Consider the following 23,513-nt stretch of genomic DNA (forward strand, 5'->3'; position numbering starts at 1 on the left):
TTGACGAATTCGCTCTTCTTGAGATTGTAACGGAAATTAGATCCTCTATTTGAGGATAGTCTACCCTTATTCTGCTGAAAAACTTTAATTAAGGTACTCCATTTCCGTTAGAATTCAAAAACCGCCCTTTCAGGCCAAATAAAGGCACTGGTTTCCGTTAGTCCCTTTCTTCATCGATTAGTGGATCAAAATCAGCTCACCATCACCAGCGGAGCTCAGCGTTATCAACATACGGGTTGGGATAGTTAGTGCTGTTAGTGTAGTTGGTAGCGGTGGGCTGTTAGTGCTGTTAGTGTCATTGGTAATGTTAGCGCTGTTGGTATCGTTGGTGTAGTTAGGGCGTGGGTGTCGTTGGTGCGCCAGCTCTAACGGAAATCACAGCCTCTATTTTGCCGAATTCGCTCTTCTTGAGATTGTAACGGAAATCAGATCCTCTATTTAAGGATAGTCTACCCTTATTCTGCTGAAAAACTTCAATTAAGGTACTCCATTTCCGTTAGAATTCAAAATCGAGCCTTTTAAGACAAATAACGGCACTGATTTCCGTTAGAATGTTATGAAATAAAAAAAGAGTGCTGCCTGAACTTTAAGGCAACACTCTTTTATAATGAACAGCTTGTCTTACGCGGATCTTGATCTCGTGGGTATGATAAGCATCTGAATGTAGTTGACCACCGTCGTGCGATGACATTCCCCCTTTGAGGGCGGCCTCCCGCTTACTCCTCGCTCGCAGGCTTGGAGAGCAAGCTGTTCAATTCCTTCATGAACATGTTAATATCCTTGAATTGACGATATACCGAGGCGAATCGGACATAAGCAACCTCATCAACCGGATACAGCTGTTCCATGACCAATTCGCCGATCTCACGGCTTTCCACTTCTGCGTTCGCAGAGTGGCGCATCTGACGCTCTACCGCGGATACGGCAGACTCCAATTGCTCCACGGATACCGGTCTTTTCTCACAAGCACGCATCAGTCCTCTAAGCAGCTTATCGCGATTGAATTCCTCGCGGCTGCCGTCTTTCTTAATGACGATGAGCGGCATTTCCTCCACCATCTCAAAGGTAGTAAAACGTCGGCTGCATTTCTCACATTCACGACGGCGGCGGATCGAGCGATTCTCGTTAGCTGGCCTCGAATCAAGCACCTTCGTCCCCATATAGTCACAATACGGACATCTCACGCAAAAATGTCTCCCTTCTGCTTCTGTTAACTGTTATTCCTGCAAGTAAGACTGGAAATAAGACTACCAATAAATAACTAAAAAAATCAGTAATGAAGTTTCAAATACCGGAGCATAATACTGTTACCAACCGCAAGGAGGTGAACAACAATGGCGCAAAATTCTAACTCTAACAACCTGGTAGTAAAACAAGCTTCCGGTGCACTCGAGCAAATGAAATACGAAGTTGCTCAAGAGCTTGGCATTAATTTCCCACAAGATGGATACGCTGGTAACCTGACTTCTTACGAAAACGGTTCGATCGGTGGTTACATTACTAAACGTTTGGTAACAATCGCCGAACAACAATTGGCAGGCCAATTCAAATAAGTAACCTCTCAGGAAAGCATTGAAAGGCTCTGAAGCCTTTTGGTGCTTTCCTTATCTATTGTAACCGAGGCTTTCCTTAAAAATCATCATATATCTCGGAATATTGTTTATAATAATGAGTTACCCGAAGGACATAATTCCTTGTCTCCGGAAAAGGTATGTCGTCGACAGTATTCAACTGACCGTCCCATCTCTTGCTCTTAATCCAGTTTTTCACATGAGTAGGACCTGCATTGTAGGCCGCGATCACAGCAATTATATTTCCGTCAAATTGCTCTGATAAATAATTCAAATACCAAGTTCCAATTCGGACATTTACATCAATCTCGTTCTTTACTTGATCAAGATGTACTTTTTCATACTTAGCCTGATCAATAATCCATTCGGCCGTGCCTGGCATAATCTGCATGATGCCGAGCGCACCCTTCCTCGATTCGGCACCTACTTTATAGTTTGATTCCGCCTTGATAATCGCAGCCACGATCAACGGATCCAGACCATTCTCCTGCGCATGCTGCTTAATCTCTTCTTTATAATAGATCGGATAGAACATGGATAACCATGCGGAATTAAAAAACAAAATGGCAACAAAACCAAGAAACAGCAAAAGCAGCACTCTCTTCTTCCGCAGCAACCTCATATAGAAACCTTTTCCCGCCAGAATTTCTCGATTTGATGCTTCGTCTCATCCAATCCATAATGGTTGTCAATCAGAACATCGGCTTTACTCTTCTTCAATTCTATATCCATCTGTGCTGCCAGCCTTGAACTTGCCTGTTCCAAAGTAAGATTGTCACGTTCCATCAATCGTTCTAGCTGAACTTCCCTTGGAACATATACGACCATAATCTGCTCATAGAGCCCTTCCTGTCCCGATTCATATAGCAGAGGAATATCACAAACGACCAGGCGATGAGGATCAGCCGCTTCCAGTGCTTTCATTCTCGCTGCCATCTCGTTGCGGATTGCTGGATGAGTCAATTCATTCAGCACTTTACGCTGCTCTGGATCCGAGAATACAACTGCCCCAAGCTGCTTGCGATTCAAAGTTCCGTCCGGATTCAGAATATCCTCTCCGAAATGCTCAGCAACTTTAGCAAGAACCGGGTGCCCCGGCTCCATGATTCCTCTGGCGATGACATCGGCATCGATCAGCTCTGCTCCTAAGGACACAAGCATATGAGAGACCGTGCTCTTTCCGGTTGCTATCCCACCGGTTAGTCCGATATTCATCCTCTCACCTCACCGTCGACTTTAGAATTCGAAGAAGCTGTGGAATGTTTGGATTTAGTCCTTTTAATGCTTGTCCGCTTCAAAGGCTGACAGCTTGGGCAGTAATGCGTTCCGCGGCCTCCAACGACCGTCTTCTCGACGGGGTGACCACAGACTACGCATGACTCATCCTTCCGTCCATAGATGCGTAGCGATTGCTGGAACATTCCCATCTCTCCCTGTCCATTTACATAGGACTTAATGGAGGACCCACCAGCTTCAACCGCTTCATTTAATGTCTCCAAGATCATGGTATGGAGCTTGCGAAGCAGATCATCACTTAGTTCGCAAGCTGGAGTCTCAGGATGAATCCCGGCACGGAACAACGCCTCATCTACATAAATATTGCCAAGCCCCACCACATATTCCTGGTTCAAGAGCGCCACCTTAATTTTTGTCGTTCGTTTAGCCATAACATCGCGGAAAGCCTCGTACGTAAACGAATCATCCAGCGGTTCAAGTCCCAGCTTAGACAAAGGTTTGTGATTGAACTCATCTCCGGCCGCGAATAAATGCATCGTCCCGAACTGACGCACATCCTTATATCTAAGCTCCGTTCCATCTGTAAAATGGAAAATAACATGCGTATGCTTCTCAACCGGATCACTGCTATGATACAGACCGTAACGTCCTTCCATTCTCAAATGAGAGACGAGAACAACTCCGTCCATAATAAAGCGCAAAAACTTCCCTCTGCGGCCCATCTCCAAAATACGATGCCCCGCAAGATCCATCTCAAACTGTCTGATATCATCGGGCTTTTGAATAATTCGCGGCAATGATACCGTAACCGACTGAATTGTCTTGCCAACAACAAGTTCCGACAATGTTCTTCTAACCGTCTCTACCTCCGGTAATTCCGGCATATTCTATTTCACCTCATCTATTTCAACAGGTTCCTGATCATTTTGCTTCATACCAATTCACACCGCTGCTAACCTCAGCCTTAAGCGGTACTAACAATTCAAGTGCCCGTTCCATCGTCCTAGGGACAAGCGTTGTCATAAGCTCCATCTCCTCAGGCGGAACCTCAAAAACCAATTCATCGTGTACCTGAAGCAGCATGCGGCTCTTTAAGTTATGTTCCCGCAACGCATCATCCATCAGGATCATAGCCAACTTAATAATATCCGCGGCTGTTCCTTGGATTGGCGTATTCATCGCTGTACGCTCCGCGAATGAACGCAGATTGAAGTTAGAAGCATTAATCTCCGGCAAATAACGTCGGCGCTCCAGCAATGTTTTTACATAGCCATTATGCTTCGCTTCCTTAACAATGTCATCCATATAAGCACGAACACCCTCGAAGGCGTCAAAATATTGATCGATAAATCTTGCCGCTTCCTTACGTGTTATATTCAAATTCTGGGATAGGCCATAATCGCTAATCCCATATACAATCCCGAAATTGACTGCTTTGGCAGAACGACGCATATTTGCATCTACCTGATCGGCAGCGACCCCGAATACATCCATCGCAGTCTTCGTGTGGATGTCCATATCATGCAGGAAAGCCTCCTGCAAGCCCTTATCCCTCGAAATATGCGCAAGGACGCGCAGCTCGATCTGAGAATAGTCGGCAGATAACATGAACCAGCCTTCTTCCGAAGGAATAAATGCTTTGCGGATCTTCCGTCCTTCCTCCAGTCGAATCGGAATGTTCTGCAAATTCGGGAACTGACTACTTAAACGGCCAGTTGCAGCGATTGTCTGCCGGAAATAAGTATGCACTTTTCCCGTCTTCGGATGAATTTCCTTAAGCAATCCTTCGATATAAGTAGACTGCAGCTTGGCAAGCTGACGATATTCCAGGATATACTGCACAATATCATGATAAGGCGCCAGCTTCTCCAGCACCTCGGCATCCGTAGAGTACCCGGTCTTCGTCTTCTTGATCACTGGAAGCTGTAGCTTATCAAACAGAACCTCACCCAATTGCTTCGGCGAGTTCAAATTAAATTCCAATCCGGCTCTTTCATAGATCTTCGCAATAAGCGTGCTAATCTGCGCCTCGAACTCGGCCCCTAAATCGATTAAGGTATCACGGTTCACAGCCACGCCCTGCTTCTCCATATCAGCCAGAATCCGCGATAGCGGCATCTCTAACTCATAGAACAAGCGATTCATTTCAACCTGTTCGAGTTCTTCCTTCTGCAGCGGCAAAATCTGCAATAGAGCCGCACTCTTACGTGCTAAATGCTGACTAAGCCGATCCTGGTCAGGAACCTTGAACTTGGCTCCTTTTCCATATACCTCTTCATCTGCCGCAACGGCCCCAATACCATACTTCGCAGCTAGGCCGCTTACGGTCTGGTCATTATTTGTCGGGTCCAGTAAATAGGCAGCAAGCTGAATATCATACTCGGCTCCACCAAAGGCTACCCCCTGCCAATGCAAGGTAAGATCTGCTCGATGCAGATCATAGCCATGCTTCTTGATACTCTCATCACCAAGCCATTTAATGACTGGCGACGCATACTCAGCCTGTAATATTTCCGGGCTCAGGTAGAAATGATGGTCCTCTGTTGATAGAATGACACCCATTAAAACCGCTTGATGCGGATTCTCCCCATAGGACTCCACCATCATATTCTGCACCTGCGGCAACGCCTCAACAAGCTGCTGTATCGTCTCAGCATTGATGATCGTAACCTGTACCTCTTTCAGGCTCTGGCCTCCGTTTTCTGCCTCTTCGTCACTGCCGTGAGCGAAGGATAGGCGCTCAAGCAGCGATTTGAACTCCAGCTTGCGCAGCATTTGCGCCGCTGGTTCTCCCAATACTCCGCTGAAGGCCATGTCACCCCAGGAACGCTCGACAGGAACCTCGCGGAATATCGTCGCCAGCTGCTTGCTCATCCGGGCATCTTCCGCATGGCTCACCAGATTTTCCTTCATCTTACCCTTCAATTCATCCGTACGGGCCAAAACTTCCTCTACTGATCCGAACTGATGAAGCAGCTTCAGAGCGGTCTTCTCACCGATTCCCGGAACACCGGGGATGTTATCAGATGCGTCTCCCATGAGGCCTTTCAAATCAATAATCTGCTCCGGACGCAGACCATATCTCTCTTCTATCTCTTGAACACCGTAAGGCTCAACCTCGGTGATTCCTTTACGAGTAAGCGCCACCTTCACCCGATCCGAGACAAGCTGGAGCATGTCCTTGTCACCGGTGACGACCAGCACATTGTTCCCGGCTTCTTCGGCTTGCTTACTCATCGTTCCGATAATATCGTCGGCCTCATAGCCGGGCAGCTCGAACCAAGCAATCCCGAAGCTTTGGAGCAGCTCGCGCATAATTGGAAATTGCTCAGACAACTCTGGTGGAGTCTTCTCGCGGCCACCTTTATAGTCCTGATAGCCTTCATGGCGGAACGTCTCCTTACCCGCATCAAAAGCCACCAGAATATGACTGGGCTCCTCCTCCTGGAGCAAACGCAACAGCATATTGGTGAAGCCATAAACCGCATTCGTATGCACGCCACTGGAGCTGGTCAGAGGCGGCATCGCAAAGAAAGCACGATATATAATACTATTCCCATCAATAAGAATCAATTTTTCCATGTGACACCTCGTCCTTATAGTGCGTGTTCATAAACAATCTCTTATAGATACTACTTCCTTATATTCTAACACATGGCATCCCTATAATAAAAAAGAAAGCGCCGGAGAATGATCCGGCACTTTTCGACAAAAATGGTATGCAATTAGTGATTAAGGTCAGGACGATGCCCTGTCACTAAATATACGGCACTCTCCCCGATATTCGTAGCGTGATCGGCAATCCGTTCGATATAACGGCCGACCAAGGTTAAGGACATGGCCTGATGCAGCGATTCTGGATGATCAATAATAATCTTATACAGATCGGTTATAGTCTGACTGTACAGATGATCGACTTCATCATCGTCTTTAGCCATTTTGTAAGCCAGGTCCGTATTCTCGTCAAGATAGGATTGCAGCGACTCTTGAATCATTACTACAACGAGCTCGGCAAGTTTTGGAATGTCCACAAGCGGCTTGATCAATGTCTGACCTTCAAGACGAAGCGTCACCTTGGCGATATCAATCGCTAGATCCCCCATCCGTTCCAAGTCACTGGAGATCCGGAAAGCAACTAAAATTCTACGCAAATCCTTAGCTACCGGCTGCTGTGTAACGATAAGACGCGAGCCGATCTCCATCACCTGCTCCTCCATCTGGTTCAGCTCACGGTCACGATCTATGATGTCTTTGGCCCGCTTGGAATCCAGACTCTTCAAAGCAGCAACGGCTTCAACCAGCGCATGCTCCACATGTTCCCCCATCTTCTGCAGCAATTCACGGAGCTCATTCAAATTCTGATCAAACTCTCGTCTTTGTATCATTCATAATCCTCCTTATGTCAACCGAAGCGGCCGGAAATGTAATCCTCAGTACGAGAATCCTGTGGCGTCGAGAACAATTTGCTCGTCTCATCAGCTTCAATAATCTCACCATTCAGGAAAAATACAGTCTTATCCGATACTCTGGCCGCTTGGTGCATATTGTGTGTGACCATAACTATCGTGTATTTATCTTTCAGCTGTTGAACCAGTTCCTCGATCTTGAGTGTAGAGATCGGGTCAAGGGCGGCAGTCGCTTCATCCATCAATAGAATGTCAGGATGCACGGCAATCGCTCTGGCGATACACAAGCGCTGCTGCTGTCCACCGGACAAGCTTAAGGCAGATTTCTTCAAGAAATCCTTAACCTCATCCCACAGAACGGATTGGCGCAGGCTCTGCTCCACAATTTCATCTAGCTCGGTCTTATTCATAATTCCGTGCAGACGCGGACCGTAGGCAACATTATCATAAATCGATTTTGGAAAAGGGTTCGGCTGCTGAAATACCATACCGACCTGCTTCCTGAGTGTCTCGACTTCTACGTCCTCACCGTAAATATCTTTGCCGCCGATACGTACGGCTCCTTCAACTCGGGTTCCGGGAATCATATCATTCATTCGATTCAACGTTCGAAGCAGCGTGGACTTTCCACAGCCAGACGGACCGATAAAGGCCGTAATTGCCTTCTCAGGAATATCGAGTGACATATTCTTGAGAGCTTGAAACTGATTATAAAATAAATTTAATTGTTCAATTTGTATAGCCGTTGCCGTCGATACTGCATTTGGTGCTGTTATCGTTGCCATCTCATCCACCTTCTTTAGTTAAACCTTCACATTGCCTTATTGTATCTCACTTATGTAAAAGAGAATGTCCGGAAATGTAAACGCAATGTAAAAACTGCTTCGTAAGATTATTAATGAGTGTGATCATTATGAGTTCAAAAAATTCAGTTTCATACTTAATTATCAAAAGTGGACTTTTTTCTACATAAGTGAGGTCAGATTATAAAGCACATCCCCTGTAATCCTTGTCGCTTCAGTAGAGGAATCTGACATCTCCCTGCCGCGGTCCTTGGCGATATCGGCCGAGTCCGCCAGATCACGGAAGGTCTCATCTGCTTTACCTACACGCTCATTGCTTACGCTCATCTCATAAGAAGTTGACGATACGGCAGAAGCCGTCTGCTCGATTAAGGTATGGATAATATCCAAACCATGTCCGATATCCTCGGAGAATTGCTTGGTCGATTGGGCTAGTTGGCGCATCTCATTAGCCACTACGGAGAAACCTTGACCATATGCACCCGCTCGTGCAGATTCGATCGAAGCATTGATAGCAAGTATTTTACTACGTTCCGACAGCTCCCGGATCGAGGCTGTAAAAGATGAGATTTCATCCGTCTGCTCAAGCAACTGGGTTACAAGACCTTGCTGCTGCTTCATCATCTCCAGCACATGAGAGAATGAAGTCTTAAGCTCCTCTAGCTCGGAACGGCCCGTCTTCGCCAGATGGCTCATCTTCTGCGACTCACTCAGACTTAACTGAGAGATCGATGATACTTGCTGGACCGAGCTGGCAATTTCCATTACATGACTTTGGCTTTCCTGAATTACAGTGCTGCGAAGCTGATCGGTCATGCGTTCCAATTCTCGTGAGATTAGCATCAGATCCTGGGTCGACAAGACTCCGAACAATTTCCTCTGCTTCGTCACAATCAGACAATCATAGAATTCGGCATCATGACGTTTAAGAGCAGCGTCCAGCAGCGTACGTGCAGGAGTGGATCTCTCGCAAATGAGCGGCTCCTTCTCCGCGAACATGACTGCAGGGCGATCATAGAATAAATCTGCAGCAAACCGGCTGGCAAGATGCTTATAAAATTTGTCGCGCATGATCAATCCAGTTGGTACGTTACTATCGTCACAAGAGACTACACACGGAACGGCAGGACTATTTTGAAATATATGCAGAACTTGCTGGCATGATGTACTATCGGATATAGCTGGAACATTCCTCGTATACGAAGCGATCTCGATCTGACTTTTCTCAACCGTAGCTACCTCTGGATGGCCATTTTTCATGTCCCGCGATTCGTCTAGCTTGCTTTCCTGCACTTGCGGCTCCATTACCAACGTATCGTATCCCATGCTCAACCACTCCTCAATGGTATGTATATACATGTTTTTTTACATTTTAATACTCTTTAGTTCGCAGAATGTTAGTGATCCTTAAGAACTATGTAAAATTACTCAAAATAGGATTGAAGGCTCAAAAAAAGAGGTGCCCCATGGAATGATTACCCATGCAGAGCACCCTTCTTCTTATTTACAACCAGCTTATATCCAACACCGCGAATCGAGTCGATGTGCACCGATTCCGGATCAAGCTCTAGCTTCTTCCGCAGCGAGCTGACATGAACGTCCACCGTACGCTGTCCACCGATATAATCAAAGCCCCATACCGAGTTCATCAGGTCGTCACGCGTAAGCACCACCCCTGGCTTACGGGCCAAGTAGAGCAAAACCTCGAATTCCTTCGGCCTAAGCGTGATCGCTTCACCATTCAATACGACTTCGTATTTGTCCGGGAAGATCGCCAGCGGTCCGAGCGAGATCCTTGCTTCGTCCTGCTCCTGCTGAGGTTCCCTCTCCTCTATTCCCGTCGACCTTCTCAGCACCGCCGCAACCCTGGCTAGCAGCTCAGCCACGCCGAACGGCTTGGTAATATAATCATCAGCGCCAGACTTCAAGCCTTGCACTACCTCTTCCTCCGCATTCTTCGCGGTCAGGATAATAATCGGTGTCTTCACACCCATTTGCCGCAGCTTGGCCAGTACCTCAAATCCGTTCATCCCTGGCAGCATCAGATCAAGCAGAATCAGATCAAATTCTCCTTGGGCTGCAGTATCAAAGCCAAGTTGTCCATTTTCCGCAACCGTAACCTGATACCCCTCATTGGTCAGATTGTAAGAAAGAAGCCTTGATAACGTCGGTTCATCTTCAATTACTAGCAGTCGTTGAGTCATATTAACCCCCATATTTCAAGAATGCCTGTCTACTGTCGATTCGTAAAATGACAATACAACTTAACATATCCATACCGGACTGATAAAGCCAGGAGAAGGGGCCCCATACTTGGTCCCATTCCTCCTGACAAGCCCAGCATAGCACCATAATGTTAACGCAGTGTAAAATAATGATAAAAATTAACGACATACCAGATTTATGCTAAATTTTGTGTTATCGGCAGTTCGACGATAAAGGTTGTTCCCTCGCCGACCCGGCTCTCCACCATAATTGTCCCGTGATGAAGATCGACCAGATGCTTGACGATCGATAACCCGAGTCCTGTACCGCCTGAGCTACGCGATCTCGCCTTATCGACGCGATAGAAGCGCTCGAAGATACGTGGCAAATCCTTCTTCGGAATCCCGATGCCCGTATCACTCACAGATATCCTTACCCGCTCATCCTCATGGTCATCACCTGAATTGACGATTTCGGCTCCAACCTTAACCCTGCCACCTTCTAGTGTGTAGCTGATCGCATTCGATAACAGATTCATAAATATTTGCCTGAGCCGATCCTCATCCCCTTCAAGGAACAGATGCTCCGGAACATTATTGCTCATAATAATCGACTTGCGAGAAGCTGTCGGAAGCAACACTTCGTATATTCGGTTGATCAATTCCTTCAGCTGAATCGGTGAATATTCAAGCGGAATCAGCTTGGACTCAATCTTCGACAGATCCAGAATATCACCGATCAGCCGATTCAGCCGATCTCCTTCATCATAAATAATCTGCAGGAAGGATCGTTCTGTCTCCTTATCCTCCACGCCACCGCTAAGCAGCGTCTCAGCGAAGCCCTTCACCGCGGCGATTGGCGTCTTTAATTCATGTGAGACGTTAGCGACAAATTGGCTCCGCATCGTCTCCAGACGGCGGATCTCTGTTACATCCTGCAGCATGAAGAGCATGCCCCGATACTTGCCATCATCCTCGAACATCGGTACCCGCTCGAACTGCAGCGTGCGCTGTTCTGGATCATATACGATCCGTTCTTCCTTGAGATACTCCTTCGTATCCATGCCCTCAGCCATGAACTGCTGAAAATCATGATTCCGTCTCAGCTCCAGATACGATTTGCCGAGGATTTTCTCCTGCTTCACATGCAGGACGTTCTCCGCTTCTCGGTTCATAAGAGCGACGCGTCCATCCGCTTCGACCATCAGAATGCCTCCGGCCATATTCGTGAGAACGCTCTGCAGCAGATCCTCGTTATCACGGATCACCTTCATTTGCTCTTGTAGGCTACCAGCCATCCGGTTGATCGCCATCCCGAGCTGCCCGATCTCATCACGCCGCGATAATTGAACGCGCGCATCATAATCGAGCCGTGAGATCCGGTTCGCCACCACAGTAATGTGCTCCAGTGGCTTGGTCAATCCTTTCGATATTCGGTAGCTGACCAGAGCTGCGGCTAAGAATAACAACAGCAGACCGCCCACCATCATAAGCCAGCCTTTATTCAGATCCCTCTCTACCGTTCTCAGACTCATCGACAGGCGAATATAGCCATCGAAGCTTCTGTCCTCGGAAGTGACATGTTTGGCAACATAGAGCATATTCTCACCGATCGATTCGCTGTAACGAATCGAACTGCCGATGTCCCCCTTGGTCGCCGAGATAATTTCTTTACGCTGCAAATGATTGTCCATCTTAGAAGGGGCCATTTCTGAATCTCCAATTACTGTCCCATCCAGAGCGATAAAGGTTACCCTGGAATCAATCAAATTCTCGAGCTTTCTTGATTGCTCCGAGTAATATTCCTCCACCCTATTCGAGTCAACAGGTTTGAATTGGAACGTGCTCTGCAGCAGATCAATTTCCCGGGACATATTCTCTTCTAGCGCCCGGATATGTGAGTCTCTAAATAGTTGGGCCATCGTCAATCCTGCCGCCAGCATCGATATGCCGATCAGGCCCATTAATATGATGGTTAATCGTGTTCGAAAAGTCTTCATCTATTTAAATACGACTTCTTTAAAAGAAGCCAGCTTCTCCTTCGATGCTTGTTCTACACCTGCATGCAGGCTATCTCCATGCGAATCCATCGTCACGATCGCAGCAAATCCTTCGACTTCCAAATGCCACATCGCTTCCGGAATGCCAAATTCAGGGAAGTCAACTCCGTTCACCTTCTTAAAGCATTCCGCATAATATTGTGCCGCCCCACCGATCGCATTCAAATATACGCCTCCATGCTCCTTCAGTGCCGCAAGCGTCCTAGGTCCCATTCCGCCTTTGCCGATTACCGCACGAATGCCAAACTTCTTGATAATCTCCGCTTGATAAGGCTCCTCACGGATACTTGTCGTCGGTCCGGCTGCCTTCACATGCCAGCCCTCTTCATCCTTAAGCATTACCGGTCCGCAGTGGTAAATAACCGCTCCGTTAAGATCCACCGGCGCATCATGATCAAGCAGATATTTATGCAGAGCATCCCGACCAGTATGCATCTCGCCTTGGATAATAACGACATCTCCGACGCGCAGGCTACGGATTTGCTCCTCGGTAATCGGAGTCTGTAGCACGATCTCACGTGACTGGGACGCCGCGGTCTGTTCAGTAGCATGGTCAGCTACTTGAGCGACAGCCTGTTGTGTAGACTTCTCATTACCCCGTTCATAGATCCATTTATCGATTCCACCCGTAGCTGGATCGATCTCTACGCCTTGACGACGGAAAGCCCAACAGTTGTACGCTACCGAGACGAAGAAGCTCGCCGGCAAGCGATTAGCCGCGCCGATCTTGCAGCCTAATAACGTAACCTCGCCGCCAAAGCCCATTGTCCCGATCCCCAGCTCATTCGCTTTATCCAAAATATAATCCTCCAACCGTTGTAGATCGGAGTTCGGGTTCACATCTTCTACAGTACGAAACAATTGCTGTTTGGCCAGTTCATAGCCCGTCGTTCTGTCCCCACCGATGCCAACACCAATGAATCCGGCACTACATCCTTGTCCTTGTGCCTGATATACGGCGTGCAGAATGCATTTACGGATACCGTCCAAGTCTCGACCAGCACGTCCAAGTCCTTCAAGCTCTGTCGGCAGAGAATATTGAATATTCTTATTCTCACAGCCGCCGCCTTTGAGGATCAGACGCATATCTATATGATCATTCTCCCACTGTTCAAAATGAACCACCGGCGTGCCCGGACCGAGATTATCACCGCTATTCTCTCCTGTCAGCGAATCAACAGAATTCGGGCGTAACTTGCCCTCCTTGGTCGCTCTTTGCAGTGCGGCCTGGATAGCTCTCTTAATCTCAAGCTGATTAACACCTATCGGTGTATGAATAATAAAGGTAGGCATCCCTGTATCCTGACAGATCGGAGACACTTGTTCTTCGGCCATAGTTATGTTCTTCGAGATCGTCGAAAGTGCCAGCCCAGCCCGTGTCGCTTGATTCTCCCGTGCTTTTCCCCGATTAATTGCTCGCCGTACATCGCCGGGTAAATTCGTCGAAGTTTCAACAATCAATTCATAAATACTCTCTTGAATTTGTTGCATAGACCATGCTCTCCTCTCGATTGTCCAAAATGACACAAAAGCATTACAATCATTGCATGCTGCCGATAGCTTTATCCTCTTCAATAGTTTTATAATAACATAGTACCATGTTTCAGGTTACAAAATTATACAGACTTTCCCCTAAAAAAAGAGAGGTTTATCACTGATGAATTATCATTTTTCCGCTTATATGTATCGTCTGCGCTCGATCAAGCGGTGGAGCCTGATGCGAAGTACCACTGAAGAAAATGTAGCTGAGCATTCCTTCCATGTCGCCTTGCTCACGCATCTGCTATGCGAGATCGGAAATAAGCTGTTCCAACGTCAGCTGAATGCGGAACGCGCTGCGACGCTGGCACTGTTCCATGATGCCACAGAGGTATTCACCGGCGATATTCCAACCCCGGTAAAGCATCATAATCCGAAGCTGCTCGGCAGCTTCCGCGAGATGGAGAGCATTGCTGGTGAGCGCTTGCTGTCCATGGTTCCGCCGGAGCTTCGTACCAGCTATCAGGTCATGCTGTTCCCGAACGGGACAAATACGAACCCTTCGGATGCTGAGCTATTAAAATATGTCAAAGCGGCCGACAGCCTCGATGCATATTTGAAATGCACCTGGGAGCTTACCTGCGGCAATCGAGAATTCGCCGTCGCAAAGGAACAGCTCCATGACAAGCTGGATAAGCTGAACCTGCCAGAAATCGGCTATTTCCTGGAGCATTTTGCCCCTGGATTCGAGATGACGCTTGATGAGCTGTCCGAGCAACCGGAATAATAATTTGCATCAAATAGCGATAACATGTTTCGTCAGAAAACTTTCTAAGCAACATTAAGCCCTCCTGATCAAGCTTCTTCAGAAGAAGCATAATCAAGAGGGCTTTTGTATTACTAGGAATTGGCTCTGCTTCGCACTCTGTTAGCCGTTAATGATCTCCCCGCCGTTAATATGGAGTACTTGCCCGCTCATATAGGAGGAATCGTCGCAAGCTAGATAGACGTACGCCGGGGCAAGTTCCTCCGGCTGACCGGGTCGCTGCATCGGCGTATCCCCACCGAACTTGGACACTTGCTGTTCATCGAAGGTCGAGGGGATCAGCGGCGTCCATATCGGGCCTGGGGCCACTGCATTGACACGAACTCCAATCTTGCCCACGATGTTCATCGACAAGGCTCGGGTGAAGCTGACAATCGCCCCCTTCGAAGCTGAATAGTCAATTAACGTTGGATTACCCCTATAGGCGGTTATAGAAGCAGTGTTAATAATCGCACTGCCCTTCTTCATATGCGGTAACGCTGCCTGAGTCAGATAGAACATGCCAAATACATTCGTGCGGAATGTCTTCTCAAGCTGGTCGGAGGTAATGGCCGCAATATCCTGCTGTGGGTGCTGCTCACCAGCATTATTTACGAGAATGTCCAGGCCTCCCAGTTGGTCTACGGTTTGCTGCACAGCTTGCTTCGCAAAAGTCTCATTACCGATATCCCCTGGGATCAGCAGACATTTTCTTCCTTCCTGCTCAACCTCTCGCTTCGTCTTCGCAGCATCCTCATGCTCACTTAAATAGACTACGGCGATATCTGCTCCTTCTTTGGCATAAGCAACGGCAACCGCCCTCCCTATGCCGCTGTCAGCGCCGGTGATTAGAGCTACTTTATTCATCAGCTTACCAGCCGCTTTATAGGGTCCCTCATAGTCCGGCAGGGGATTCATCTTATGCTCCAACCCAGGTCGCTGATTCTGATGCTGTGGCGGCATCGTCGGTTTGCTCTGCCCACTACTAGCCATCGATATGTCGCTTCCTTCCTGTTCAGTTATTGTCCATCTATATTAAGATGGGCCTAGGGAAAGAAGGTTATGCGGTCCTACTCATTACAAAATCAAAAAAACTCCCGATCACCATCCGATGGATGAGGATCAGGAGTTCCTAAAATTAACTTGTACGATATAGAAGTTTAAATAATAGAGCTGAATACCATGAAGAAGCTAATCAGGAGTACAAGCAGCGCTACGACATAGCTCAAAGTAGCTAGCTTGCTGCTCTCAGCGGAAATGCTGCGATTCGCGCGGATCCCTTCAATGGCTAGACGCAGCGGTTTACCCATAATACCGCCAACAGCGGCAATACCAAGGAACAAGATGACAACAATGATCATCCACGGTACGGAATACTCTCCTCCCTTACTTATCATATACCCACCAGTCAACAATTGAATAACGAGACCGAACTGTGCGAAGGTGTTTAGTGATTTCACAGCACTCATTGTCCCTTCCTGTGCGGCTGGGGACAATTTGTTAACTTTCGCCATTACAAAAGGGAGTACAAGGTAGAACCCTAATGCTAGAGTGCCAATAATATGCAAAAACAGCATAATTTTAAACGTCGACAACTTGATCATCCTTCCATAGTAAATTAGATTTATTACAATCTATTATACCTATCATTGCCAATAAATAAAAGGAGCCTCCTGTCAAAGGAGACTCCATCCTCTTGAAGACTACGAACTAGAATAACGAGCGTTCTTCTAGGCTCCCTATTAGAGGTTGTTCAAAAAGTCCACTTTTGATAAGATAACCGATCGAAGTCATCAAGGTTGAGCGACCGTGATCCTTTCGCCCCTGGCTTTATCCAAGCTTCTCGATGCTGAAAATCGGCCTTTTTGAACACGCATTATTATATTACATATTATTAATGACGTGATCGGCGAATTCAGAGCATTTCACTTCGGTTGCGCCTTCCATCAGACGGGCAAAATCATAAGTTACCGTCTTGTTGTTGATCGAAGTCTCCAGACCGTTATAGATCAGGTCAGCCGCTTCCTGCCAGCCCAAGTGCTCAAGCAGCATAACGCCAGACAAAATGACCGAGCCTGGATTTACCATGTCAAGATCCGTATATTTCGGAGCCGTACCATGCGTAGCTTCAAAGATGGCGTGTCCTGTTACGTAGTTGATATTCGCTCCTGGAGCAATCCCAATCCCGCCTACTTGCGCTGCCAGAGCATCGGACAAGTAGTCGCCGTTCAAGTTCAGCGTAGCGATCACATCAAAATCAGTCGGACGAGTCAATACCTGTTGCAAGGCAATATCAGCGATCGCATCCTTAATGATGACCTTGCCGGCTGCTTGCGCATCCTGTTGCGCCTTGTTGGCAGCATCGGTACCGGACTGCTCCTTGATGCGATCATATTCAGCCCATGTGAACACTTTATCGCCAAACTCGGCTTCAGCCACTTCATAGCCCCAATTTTTAAAGGCGCCTTCTGTAAACTTCATAATGTTCCCTTTGTGAACGAGAGTTACGCTCTTGCGGTTGTGCTTGATCGCATACTCAACTGCCGCGCGAACCAATCGCTTCGAACCTTCCTCTGACACTGGCTTAATACCGATACCCGAAGTCTCAGGGAAGCGAATTTTATTAACGCCCATCTCATTTTGCAAGAAGCTGAGCACTTTCTTCACTTCTTCAGAACCTTCCTTGTATTCGATACCTGCATAGATATCCTCTGTATTCTCACGGAAAATGACCATATCTACCAGCTCCGGACGCTTCACTGGAGAAGGTACACCGTCAAAATAACGTACAGGACGAAGACATACATACAGGTCAAGCTCTTGGCGCAGCGCCACGTTCAAAGAGCGAATCCCCCCACCAATCGGCGTAGTAAGCGGCCCTTTGATCGCTACAATATACTCACGGATTGCATTCAGCGTATCAGCTGGCAGCCACTCTCCGTATGTATTGAAGGCTTTTTCCCCTGCGAACACTTCATACCAGGCGATCTTCTTCTCGCCGTTATAAGCCTTCTCAACTGCAGCATCCAATACGCGCTTGGACGCTCTCCAAATGTCACGGCCTGTTCCATCCCCTTCAATGAACGGAATAACTGGGTTATTAGGAACTTGCAATTTGCCATTATCAATAACGATTTTTTCTCCTTCTGTTGGAAGGTCAAACTTTGTAAGTTGCAGCATGTTTATAGGTTCCTCCTAGTATATATTGAATGAACAGGCTATTCACCTTCATTCTAACAAAGGTTGTTTAAAAAGTCCCCCTTTGATCCCGAAGTATCATTGGTAGCTTAATCGACATCGAATCTTGAACTCAGCCGGGCCTTCCGGTGCTCACGTACAAACTACGTACGCTGCGCTCCTCATGCCCTAGCTTCATCCAACTGAAGCGTTTTGAAAAAACGCACATCGGAAGCATAAGCTTCGGTGCTGAAAGTCTGACTTTTTAAACACATATTAACTACTGGCGGGAAGAATTCCCGCCAGACCATTATCTTAGATCGATTGGAATATATTTCTGATTAATAAGACCCGTGTATTCAGCGCGCGGACGAATAATCCGGTTATCGTCAAGCTGTTCGAGAATATGTGCAGACCAACCGGACAAGCGGCTGATCGCGAAGATCGGAGTAAATAAATCGGATGGAATTCCAAGCATGGTATATACCGAAGCAGAATAGAAATCGACATTCGGTCTGAGGCCCTTCTGGCCCGTTACCAATTCTTCAATTCTTGATGACATTTCGAATAAGGTAGAATCTCCCTTAAGCAAGCCGAGCTGTCGAGACATCTTCTGTAGATGCTTGGCACGCGGATCGCCGTTCTTGTATACGCGATGTCCAAAGCCCATAATCTTCTCTCTGTTCGCGATCTTATTCAAAATATAAGGCTCTACATTATCAAGGCTGCCAATTTCGGACAGCATCTTCATCACTGCTTCATTCGCACCACCGTGCAATGGTCCCTTCAGGGTTCCAATCGCAGCCGTGATACCCGAATAAATATCCGAGAGCGTCGCAATGGTCACGCGAGCCGAGAAGGTTGATGCATTCAGCTCATGGTCCGCATGCAGAACAAGCGCTTGGTCCAGAGCTTTGACTGCTACGACATCCGGTTCTTCACCGGTCATCATATACAAGAAATTGTGTGCGATCGATACATTCTGCAATGGAGCAAGTGGCTCCTTGCCTTCACGAATCCGGGCAAAAGCGGCAATAATCGTAGGAATTTGTGCCTGTAATTTAATCGCCTTAATCTGATTGCTTTCTCTGGAGATGTCATTCGCATTTTCATCATATAGAGCTAGTGCCGATACGGCTGTACGCAACACGGCCATCGTGTTAGCATCAGACGGGAACAACTTCAATTGAGCCAGTAATGGCTCCGGAATAGGCGCAAAATCACTCAACTGCTGCTGCAGGAAAGCAAGCTGGGTCTGAGTTGGCAGCTTCCCATACCATAGCAGATAAGCAGCCTCTTCGAAACTTGCCCGTTCTGCCAGATCATCGATATTAATACCTCGATAAGCCAGCACGCCATCATGTATGGAGCTGATTGAGGAAGTCGCAGCGACAATACCCTCAAGTCCTTTGGTAGCTGTCATGTACATCTCTCCTTCAAATACGAAATTGGGAAAATAAACCATTGAAAACATTTTCAATTTTGAAGTTTAAAATTTTCGTAATATAGCATCGCGGATGAAATATTAGGGAGGATCTGACACTAAAACTCTTTTAAATAATCATACTGGATTTCTAGGAGCAAGGGAACAACTTGAGTCGTTATAGACATATCAAATTATTTTTTCACATATATAAAGAAATTTTTGTAATCTCTATCGAATTGCAACGACAAAAGTCACATCATCCAATAAATATTGTTTCTGTAATACTAATTTTGGAAGAGAAATAGAAATAGAGTAAAACCTGTCCAGTTCAAAGTGGGAGGGATACGAATGGATTACATTGTTGTAAAACGAATACTGCGTGGTGCCTGGGTATGTCTTGCGGTGCTGATGGTTTGCCTTTCATTTTACTGGGTTCTGCCGCTTATCTACCCCTTTCTGATCGCATGGGTTATCGCCTATGCCATGAATCCATTCGTCCGTTGGATGCAAGAGACATTGAAGCTGCCTCGCTGGGCTTCTGTTATACTGGCCATTCTAGTCTACTTCTCGGCCGGCGCCATCGTTATTACAGCAGCTGTCACCCGTATGGTTAAGGAGATGATCCATCTTGCCGACACCGCTAACGAGCATATCGGGGAGTGGCGCGATCAATTCATATCCTGGGGCCAGAACGAGGAGCTGCAGAGGCTGTTTAATGAAATAAATTCTTTTATCGTACGGAATCCAGGCTACGGTGACACTTTTACCAAAAATATTGATAATGCCGCATTAACGATTAGCAATGCAATTTCCAGAATCATTACTAGCTTCCTGAACGGAGTCATCAACGTGGTTACCTCATTGCCCAGCCTAGGCCTTATTCTGTTAATCATCCTGCTGTCTGCCTTCTTCATTAGCAACGGTTGGGACAAGAACAAGCGCATGATCCTTGGAATTATGCCTAAGGGATGGTTCAAAATGGGAGGGGTTATACGGAGTAATCTGCAAATGGCGTTATTCGGATACCTGCGGGCCCAGTTCATTATGATCTCGATTACTGCCTTCGTCGTCTGCATCGGACTTCTCATCCTGCGAGTCGATTCGCCGGTTACCTATGCCATTCTGATCGGATTGGTCGATTTGCTTCCTTACTTAGGCGTCGGCACGATTCTCATCCCTTGGCTCGTCTACGCCTTCATGACTGGCAACGTCGCTCTTGGCATCGGTCTTTCTATTCTATACGGAGTTGTTCTTGTATCCAGACAACTGATCGAGCCCAAAGTGCTGGCTACCAGCGTCGGGCTCGAACCATTGCCTACTCTGATCTCTTTGTTCGTCGGCTTGCGGCTGTTCGGTGTACCCGGGCTTATTATCGGCCCTGTCTCCCTCGTCGTCATTAATGCCGTTATTAAAGCCGGCGTCTTCCATGAGCTGAGGGACTATATCATGAACGGAAGAGCGCAATAATGCCGAGCGGCTCTCCTCTACAGCTACATCTCCTCCGGCGCTTGTAATCCGATCAGACTGAATCCATTTTTAAGAGTAATTTGTACGCATTTGACCAAAGCAAGGCGAGCCGCTCTTAGCTTCTCATCTTCCACGAGAATTGGACAATCATGATAAAAACGATTGAAGGCTTGAGCCAAGTCAATCAAATAGCGAGTAACGATCGACGGCTCTAGCTTGGCTGCGGCTTGTACAGTTCGTTCCGGGAACAAGGCCAATTCTTTCAATATGGCGATCTCGGTAGGATGCTGTAGCTTGGTAGGATCGAATTGTTCAGCAAGTAGCGAGGCATCAACCCTTGCCTTTCCGGGAAGCTGATCACCGACCGCTTTGCGCAATACACTGCAGGTTCTCGCATAGCAGTACTGCGCATATGGCCCCGTCTCGCCCTCGAAGCTAAGCACATCATCCCAGGAGAAGACGATATCCTTAATCCGGTTCGCACTCAAGTCATTAAAGATGACAGCGCCGACTCCGACCTGACGAGCTACCTCATCTTTATTTTGCAGCTGCGGATTTTTTACTTCGATAATCTCCTTAACCTTCTTAATCGTCTGCTCCAGCACTTCCTCCAGCTTCACGACATTACCTTTACGGGTCGATAAGCTCATGCCCTCCAGAGTTACTCGGCCAAAGGGAACATGAATCATCTCATTTTCTGGCCAGTCATAGCCCATCAGGCCTACAACCTTGAACAATTGCGCAAAATGCAGATTCTGAGCATAGTCCGTGACATACAATGCCTTGTCGAATGAATAAGTCTGCTTACGGTAGAGCGCAGCCGTCACATCACGAGTATGGTAAAGGGTACTTCCATCCTTCTTTAACATCAAAGCCGGAGCCATGTTATATTGATCCAGACGAACGAGCCAGGCTCCTTCATCCTCCTCCAGAAGCTGCTTATCCTTCAGTTCCTGGATGACCGGCTCCATCTTATCGTTATAGAAGCTCTCCCCTGTAAAATAATCGAATTCTACGCCGAGCAGATCATATATTTTCTGGAACTCAGCCAGGCTGATATCGACAAAGCGCTGCCAAAGGGCCAACATTTCCCCATCACCCTGCTCCATCTTCAGGAAGCAGGCTCTCGCTTCATCCTCCAGACCAGGATCACGCTCTGCTTCCTCATGGAACTTCACATACAGACCAAGCAGTTCATCAATTGCCCCTTCCTCCAGCCGTGCTTCATCCCCCCACAGCCGATAGGCGACAATCAATTTGCCGAACTGGGTGCCCCAGTCGCCTAGATGATTAATCCCAATGGATTGATAGCCTAAAAAGGAATGAATCCGATAGAGCGCATTACCGATGACCGTTGAACGTAAATGGCCAACGTGAAATGGCTTGGCGATATTGGGCGAGGAGAAATCGATCACGATCGTCTTTCCGGTGCCGATGTCTCTAGATCCATAACGCTCTCCTGCGTTAAGTATCGTAAGCACGACGTTCCCAGCAAGGTAGCTCTGCTTCAGGAACAGATTTAAGTATCCAGACACCGCCTCGATTCTGTCGATGAATTCATCTCCTGCTGCCTTCGCCTCTAGCGTTTCTTTCAGTTCAGTAGCAATCTGCATCGGAGACTTCCGCAGCTTCTTGCTAAGTTTGAAGCAGGGCAGGGATAGATCCCCCAGCGACTCCTCCTTCGGATACTCCAGCATCGCGATAATCTCCTGTGCAGGAGTATCGGTCAACAGTTCCGAGATCCATTGCGCAATCTTTGATTTTGCCATATCCATTTACTTCAGCTCCTTATCGCTATATCAAAAATGACAAATAAAAAAGCCCCTCATCTCTATTGAAGAGACGAGAGACTTATGTTCCCGCGGTACCACTCTACGTGCTGGACCTACTGATCCAACCTGCTCAAGGCTGGTTAACGTCCAGCTGCCGGATCTCCCTACTCACCTTAGCTTCAGAAGATCATCTCCCGGGTGCGCTTCACTCATCCTGTTCTGCACCGGCTTGCACCGTCCCGGCTCGCTATTTGCAGGTTAGTATGAGTTACTCTCCCGATCGTAGAATTTCATATAAAGAAAGTTCAAAAAGTCCGCTTTTGATAAGAAAACCGATCGATGTAATCCTAGGATGAGCGACCGCGATCCAGAGGTAGGTTTTCTTGCGATATAGAATTTCATCAGCCTCCGCTGATAACGAATAAATTCTATATCTAACACGAAGTAATTCAAGAAGTAAACTCAGCATCGAATCTTGAATTCACCCGGGCCTGAGCGAATGCTTACGGAGTCATGTTTCCTACGGAAACATCTCAGGTGCTCACGTACAAACTACGCACGTTCCACTCCTCATGCCCTAGCTTCATCCAACTGAAGCGTTTCGAAGAAACGCACATCGGAAGCATACGCTTCGGTGCTGGAAACCGACCTTTTTGAACATGTAATTTTAAATATTGTATACATGAAACCAGCATAAGTCAACGACGATGAAATGTGATCGAACCATCCTTCATCTTCTTCTCTATCCATTTCAAGAGCAGTTTCCGGTAGATCAGACGAGTGAGCGGGAACACCATCGTAAACCCAATAATGTCCGTGACAAAGCCGGGAAGCAGCAGTAAAATTCCTCCAAAGAACACACACATTCCATCCAACATCGTGCGTCCGGGAATCTGCCCGCCATTCATTTGCGATTTCGCATCTGCCATGACCTTGCTGCCTTCGAACTGCATCATCAAGCCGCCGATAATCGAAGTCGCAACGGTCAGGAAGATCGTCCTGCCTACGCCCAGCCTTCCTCCAACCTCAACATATCCCCAAAACTCTACAATTGGAAATAATACAATCAAAACGGCAATCCATTTGCGCATAAATAACTCCTTTTCA

General features: G+C 47.3%; 20 protein-coding genes and 1 other annotated feature. Of the genes, 3 read left to right on the plus strand and 17 right to left on the minus strand.

All coding sequences use genetic code 11. The features are described 5' to 3' along the window. Positions 1-716 precede the first annotated feature (716 nt). Complete coding sequence (gene nrdR / locus EI981_RS19845) at positions 717-1,184, minus strand: transcriptional regulator NrdR (RefSeq protein ID WP_127001118.1); 468 nt, start codon at positions 1,182-1,184, stop codon at positions 717-719. 150 nt (positions 1,185-1,334) lie between these two features. Here nrdR and EI981_RS19850 point away from each other — a divergent pair, with 150 nt between their 5' ends. Beyond that, positions 1,335-1,553, plus strand: a complete 219-nt coding sequence (locus EI981_RS19850; protein WP_127001120.1) for an alpha/beta-type small acid-soluble spore protein — start codon at positions 1,335-1,337, stop codon at positions 1,551-1,553. A gap of 76 nt (positions 1,554-1,629) precedes the next feature. On the opposite strand, the gene EI981_RS19855 is transcribed toward EI981_RS19850, so the two are convergent. The 10 genes from EI981_RS19855 to EI981_RS19900 all read right to left on the minus strand — a co-directional run bounded on the left by EI981_RS19855 (position 1,630) and on the right by EI981_RS19900 (position 13,771). Beyond that, positions 1,630-2,193, minus strand: coding sequence for a lytic transglycosylase domain-containing protein (locus tag EI981_RS19855; RefSeq protein ID WP_127001122.1), 564 nt, complete (start codon positions 2,191-2,193; stop codon positions 1,630-1,632). Next, positions 2,190-2,786, minus strand: coding sequence for a dephospho-CoA kinase (coaE, locus tag EI981_RS19860; RefSeq protein WP_127001124.1), 597 nt, complete (start codon positions 2,784-2,786; stop codon positions 2,190-2,192). The genes EI981_RS19855 and coaE overlap by 4 nt, the downstream gene beginning before the upstream one ends. Next, complete coding sequence (mutM, locus tag EI981_RS19865) at positions 2,783-3,691, minus strand: DNA-formamidopyrimidine glycosylase (protein WP_127001126.1); 909 nt, start codon at positions 3,689-3,691, stop codon at positions 2,783-2,785. The genes coaE and mutM overlap by 4 nt, the downstream gene beginning before the upstream one ends. Before the next feature lie 37 nt (positions 3,692-3,728). Next, a complete protein-coding gene (polA, locus tag EI981_RS19870) occupies positions 3,729-6,389 on the minus strand; it encodes a DNA polymerase I (RefSeq protein WP_127001128.1) in 2,661 nt (886 codons plus the stop codon). Between the two features lie 143 nt (positions 6,390-6,532). Continuing rightward, positions 6,533-7,192, minus strand: a complete 660-nt coding sequence (gene phoU / locus EI981_RS19875; protein WP_127001130.1) for a phosphate signaling complex protein PhoU — start codon at positions 7,190-7,192, stop codon at positions 6,533-6,535. Positions 7,193-7,209: 17 nt separating this feature from the next. Next, positions 7,210-7,998, minus strand: a complete 789-nt coding sequence (gene pstB, locus EI981_RS19880) for a phosphate ABC transporter ATP-binding protein PstB (RefSeq protein WP_127001132.1) — start codon at positions 7,996-7,998, stop codon at positions 7,210-7,212. Positions 7,999-8,178: 180 nt separating this feature from the next. Beyond that, positions 8,179-9,342, minus strand: a complete 1,164-nt coding sequence (locus EI981_RS19885; protein WP_162616228.1) for a methyl-accepting chemotaxis protein — start codon at positions 9,340-9,342, stop codon at positions 8,179-8,181. A 149-nt stretch (positions 9,343-9,491) separates the two neighbouring features. Then, positions 9,492-10,220: a response regulator transcription factor gene (locus EI981_RS19890; RefSeq protein ID WP_127001136.1), complete on the minus strand. Its 729-nt coding sequence runs from the start codon at positions 10,218-10,220 to the stop codon at positions 9,492-9,494. A 197-nt stretch (positions 10,221-10,417) separates the two neighbouring features. Continuing rightward, positions 10,418-12,220 (minus strand): two-component system histidine kinase PnpS, encoded by a 1,803-nt coding sequence (gene pnpS, locus EI981_RS19895; protein ID WP_127001138.1) that lies wholly within the window; start codon positions 12,218-12,220, stop codon positions 10,418-10,420. Continuing rightward, positions 12,221-13,771 (minus strand): fumarate hydratase, encoded by a 1,551-nt coding sequence (locus EI981_RS19900; protein ID WP_127001140.1) that lies wholly within the window; start codon positions 13,769-13,771, stop codon positions 12,221-12,223. A gap of 166 nt (positions 13,772-13,937) precedes the next feature. On the opposite strand from EI981_RS19900, the gene yfbR reads away from it, so the two are divergent. Further along, positions 13,938-14,546 carry a 5'-deoxynucleotidase gene (yfbR, locus tag EI981_RS19905; RefSeq protein ID WP_127001142.1) on the plus strand — a complete coding sequence of 203 codons (609 nt, stop codon included), beginning with the start codon at positions 13,938-13,940 and terminating at the stop codon, positions 14,544-14,546. Positions 14,547-14,687: 141 nt separating this feature from the next. On the opposite strand, the gene EI981_RS19910 is transcribed toward yfbR, so the two are convergent. From EI981_RS19910 to EI981_RS19925, 4 genes are all read right to left on the minus strand, one after another. Then, positions 14,688-15,557 (minus strand): SDR family oxidoreductase, encoded by an 870-nt coding sequence (locus tag EI981_RS19910; protein WP_127001144.1) that lies wholly within the window; start codon positions 15,555-15,557, stop codon positions 14,688-14,690. A gap of 167 nt (positions 15,558-15,724) precedes the next feature. Continuing rightward, positions 15,725-16,141 carry a hypothetical protein gene (locus EI981_RS19915; protein ID WP_193556392.1) on the minus strand — a complete coding sequence of 139 codons (417 nt, stop codon included), beginning with the start codon at positions 16,139-16,141 and terminating at the stop codon, positions 15,725-15,727. Between the two features lie 307 nt (positions 16,142-16,448). Continuing rightward, positions 16,449-17,744 carry an NADP-dependent isocitrate dehydrogenase gene (gene icd / locus EI981_RS19920; RefSeq protein ID WP_127001148.1) on the minus strand — a complete coding sequence of 432 codons (1,296 nt, stop codon included), beginning with the start codon at positions 17,742-17,744 and terminating at the stop codon, positions 16,449-16,451. Positions 17,745-18,051: 307 nt separating this feature from the next. Further along, positions 18,052-19,164, minus strand: coding sequence for a citrate/2-methylcitrate synthase (locus EI981_RS19925; RefSeq protein WP_127001150.1), 1,113 nt, complete (start codon positions 19,162-19,164; stop codon positions 18,052-18,054). Between the two features lie 351 nt (positions 19,165-19,515). On the opposite strand from EI981_RS19925, the gene ytvI reads away from it, so the two are divergent. Next, the gene (gene ytvI, locus EI981_RS19930; RefSeq protein WP_127001152.1) at positions 19,516-20,634 is read left to right on the plus strand and encodes a sporulation integral membrane protein YtvI; all 1,119 of its coding nucleotides are present in this window, start codon (positions 19,516-19,518) and stop codon (positions 20,632-20,634) included. A gap of 23 nt (positions 20,635-20,657) precedes the next feature. On the opposite strand, the gene argS is transcribed toward ytvI, so the two are convergent. After that, positions 20,658-22,409, minus strand: coding sequence for an arginine--tRNA ligase (gene argS, locus EI981_RS19935; RefSeq protein WP_127001154.1), 1,752 nt, complete (start codon positions 22,407-22,409; stop codon positions 20,658-20,660). A 60-nt stretch (positions 22,410-22,469) separates the two neighbouring features. Continuing rightward, positions 22,470-22,699 (minus strand) — a binding site (T-box leader). Between the two features lie 405 nt (positions 22,700-23,104). After that, entirely contained in the window at positions 23,105-23,497 is a 393-nt protein-coding gene (locus EI981_RS19940) for an FxsA family protein (protein ID WP_127001156.1), read from the minus strand. Positions 23,498-23,513: the final 16 nt, after the last annotated feature.

This window comes from Paenibacillus lutimineralis (assembly GCF_003991425.1).
In the GTDB taxonomy this organism is placed as follows: Bacteria; Bacillota; Bacilli; order Paenibacillales; family Paenibacillaceae; genus Fontibacillus; species Fontibacillus lutimineralis.

Coding starts and splice junctions, on each gene's coding strand:
- icd (WP_127001148.1), bottom strand. CDS start 17,744: ATGCTGCAACTTACAAAGTTTGACCTTCCAACAGAAGGAGAAAAAATC.
- EI981_RS19890 (WP_127001136.1), bottom strand. CDS start 10,220: ATGACTCAACGACTGCTAGTAATTGAAGATGAACCGACGTTATCAAGG.
- EI981_RS19855 (WP_127001122.1), bottom strand. CDS start 2,193: ATGAGGTTGCTGCGGAAGAAGAGAGTGCTGCTTTTGCTGTTTCTTGGT.
- polA (WP_127001128.1), bottom strand. CDS start 6,389: ATGGAAAAATTGATTCTTATTGATGGGAATAGTATTATATATCGTGCT.
- EI981_RS19850 (WP_127001120.1), top strand. CDS start 1,335: ATGGCGCAAAATTCTAACTCTAACAACCTGGTAGTAAAACAAGCTTCC.
- ytvI (WP_127001152.1), top strand. CDS start 19,516: ATGGATTACATTGTTGTAAAACGAATACTGCGTGGTGCCTGGGTATGT.
- argS (WP_127001154.1), bottom strand. CDS start 22,409: ATGGATATGGCAAAATCAAAGATTGCGCAATGGATCTCGGAACTGTTG.
- mutM (WP_127001126.1), bottom strand. CDS start 3,691: ATGCCGGAATTACCGGAGGTAGAGACGGTTAGAAGAACATTGTCGGAA.
- EI981_RS19915 (WP_193556392.1), bottom strand. CDS start 16,141: ATGCTGTTTTTGCATATTATTGGCACTCTAGCATTAGGGTTCTACCTT.
- EI981_RS19925 (WP_127001150.1), bottom strand. CDS start 19,164: ATGACAGCTACCAAAGGACTTGAGGGTATTGTCGCTGCGACTTCCTCA.
- EI981_RS19885 (WP_162616228.1), bottom strand. CDS start 9,342: ATGGGATACGATACGTTGGTAATGGAGCCGCAAGTGCAGGAAAGCAAG.
- EI981_RS19940 (WP_127001156.1), bottom strand. CDS start 23,497: ATGCGCAAATGGATTGCCGTTTTGATTGTATTATTTCCAATTGTAGAG.
- pstB (WP_127001132.1), bottom strand. CDS start 7,998: ATGGCAACGATAACAGCACCAAATGCAGTATCGACGGCAACGGCTATA.
- coaE (WP_127001124.1), bottom strand. CDS start 2,786: ATGAATATCGGACTAACCGGTGGGATAGCAACCGGAAAGAGCACGGTC.
- pnpS (WP_127001138.1), bottom strand. CDS start 12,220: ATGAAGACTTTTCGAACACGATTAACCATCATATTAATGGGCCTGATC.
- yfbR (WP_127001142.1), top strand. CDS start 13,938: ATGAATTATCATTTTTCCGCTTATATGTATCGTCTGCGCTCGATCAAG.
- EI981_RS19910 (WP_127001144.1), bottom strand. CDS start 15,557: ATGGCTAGTAGTGGGCAGAGCAAACCGACGATGCCGCCACAGCATCAG.
- EI981_RS19900 (WP_127001140.1), bottom strand. CDS start 13,771: ATGCAACAAATTCAAGAGAGTATTTATGAATTGATTGTTGAAACTTCG.
- phoU (WP_127001130.1), bottom strand. CDS start 7,192: ATGATACAAAGACGAGAGTTTGATCAGAATTTGAATGAGCTCCGTGAA.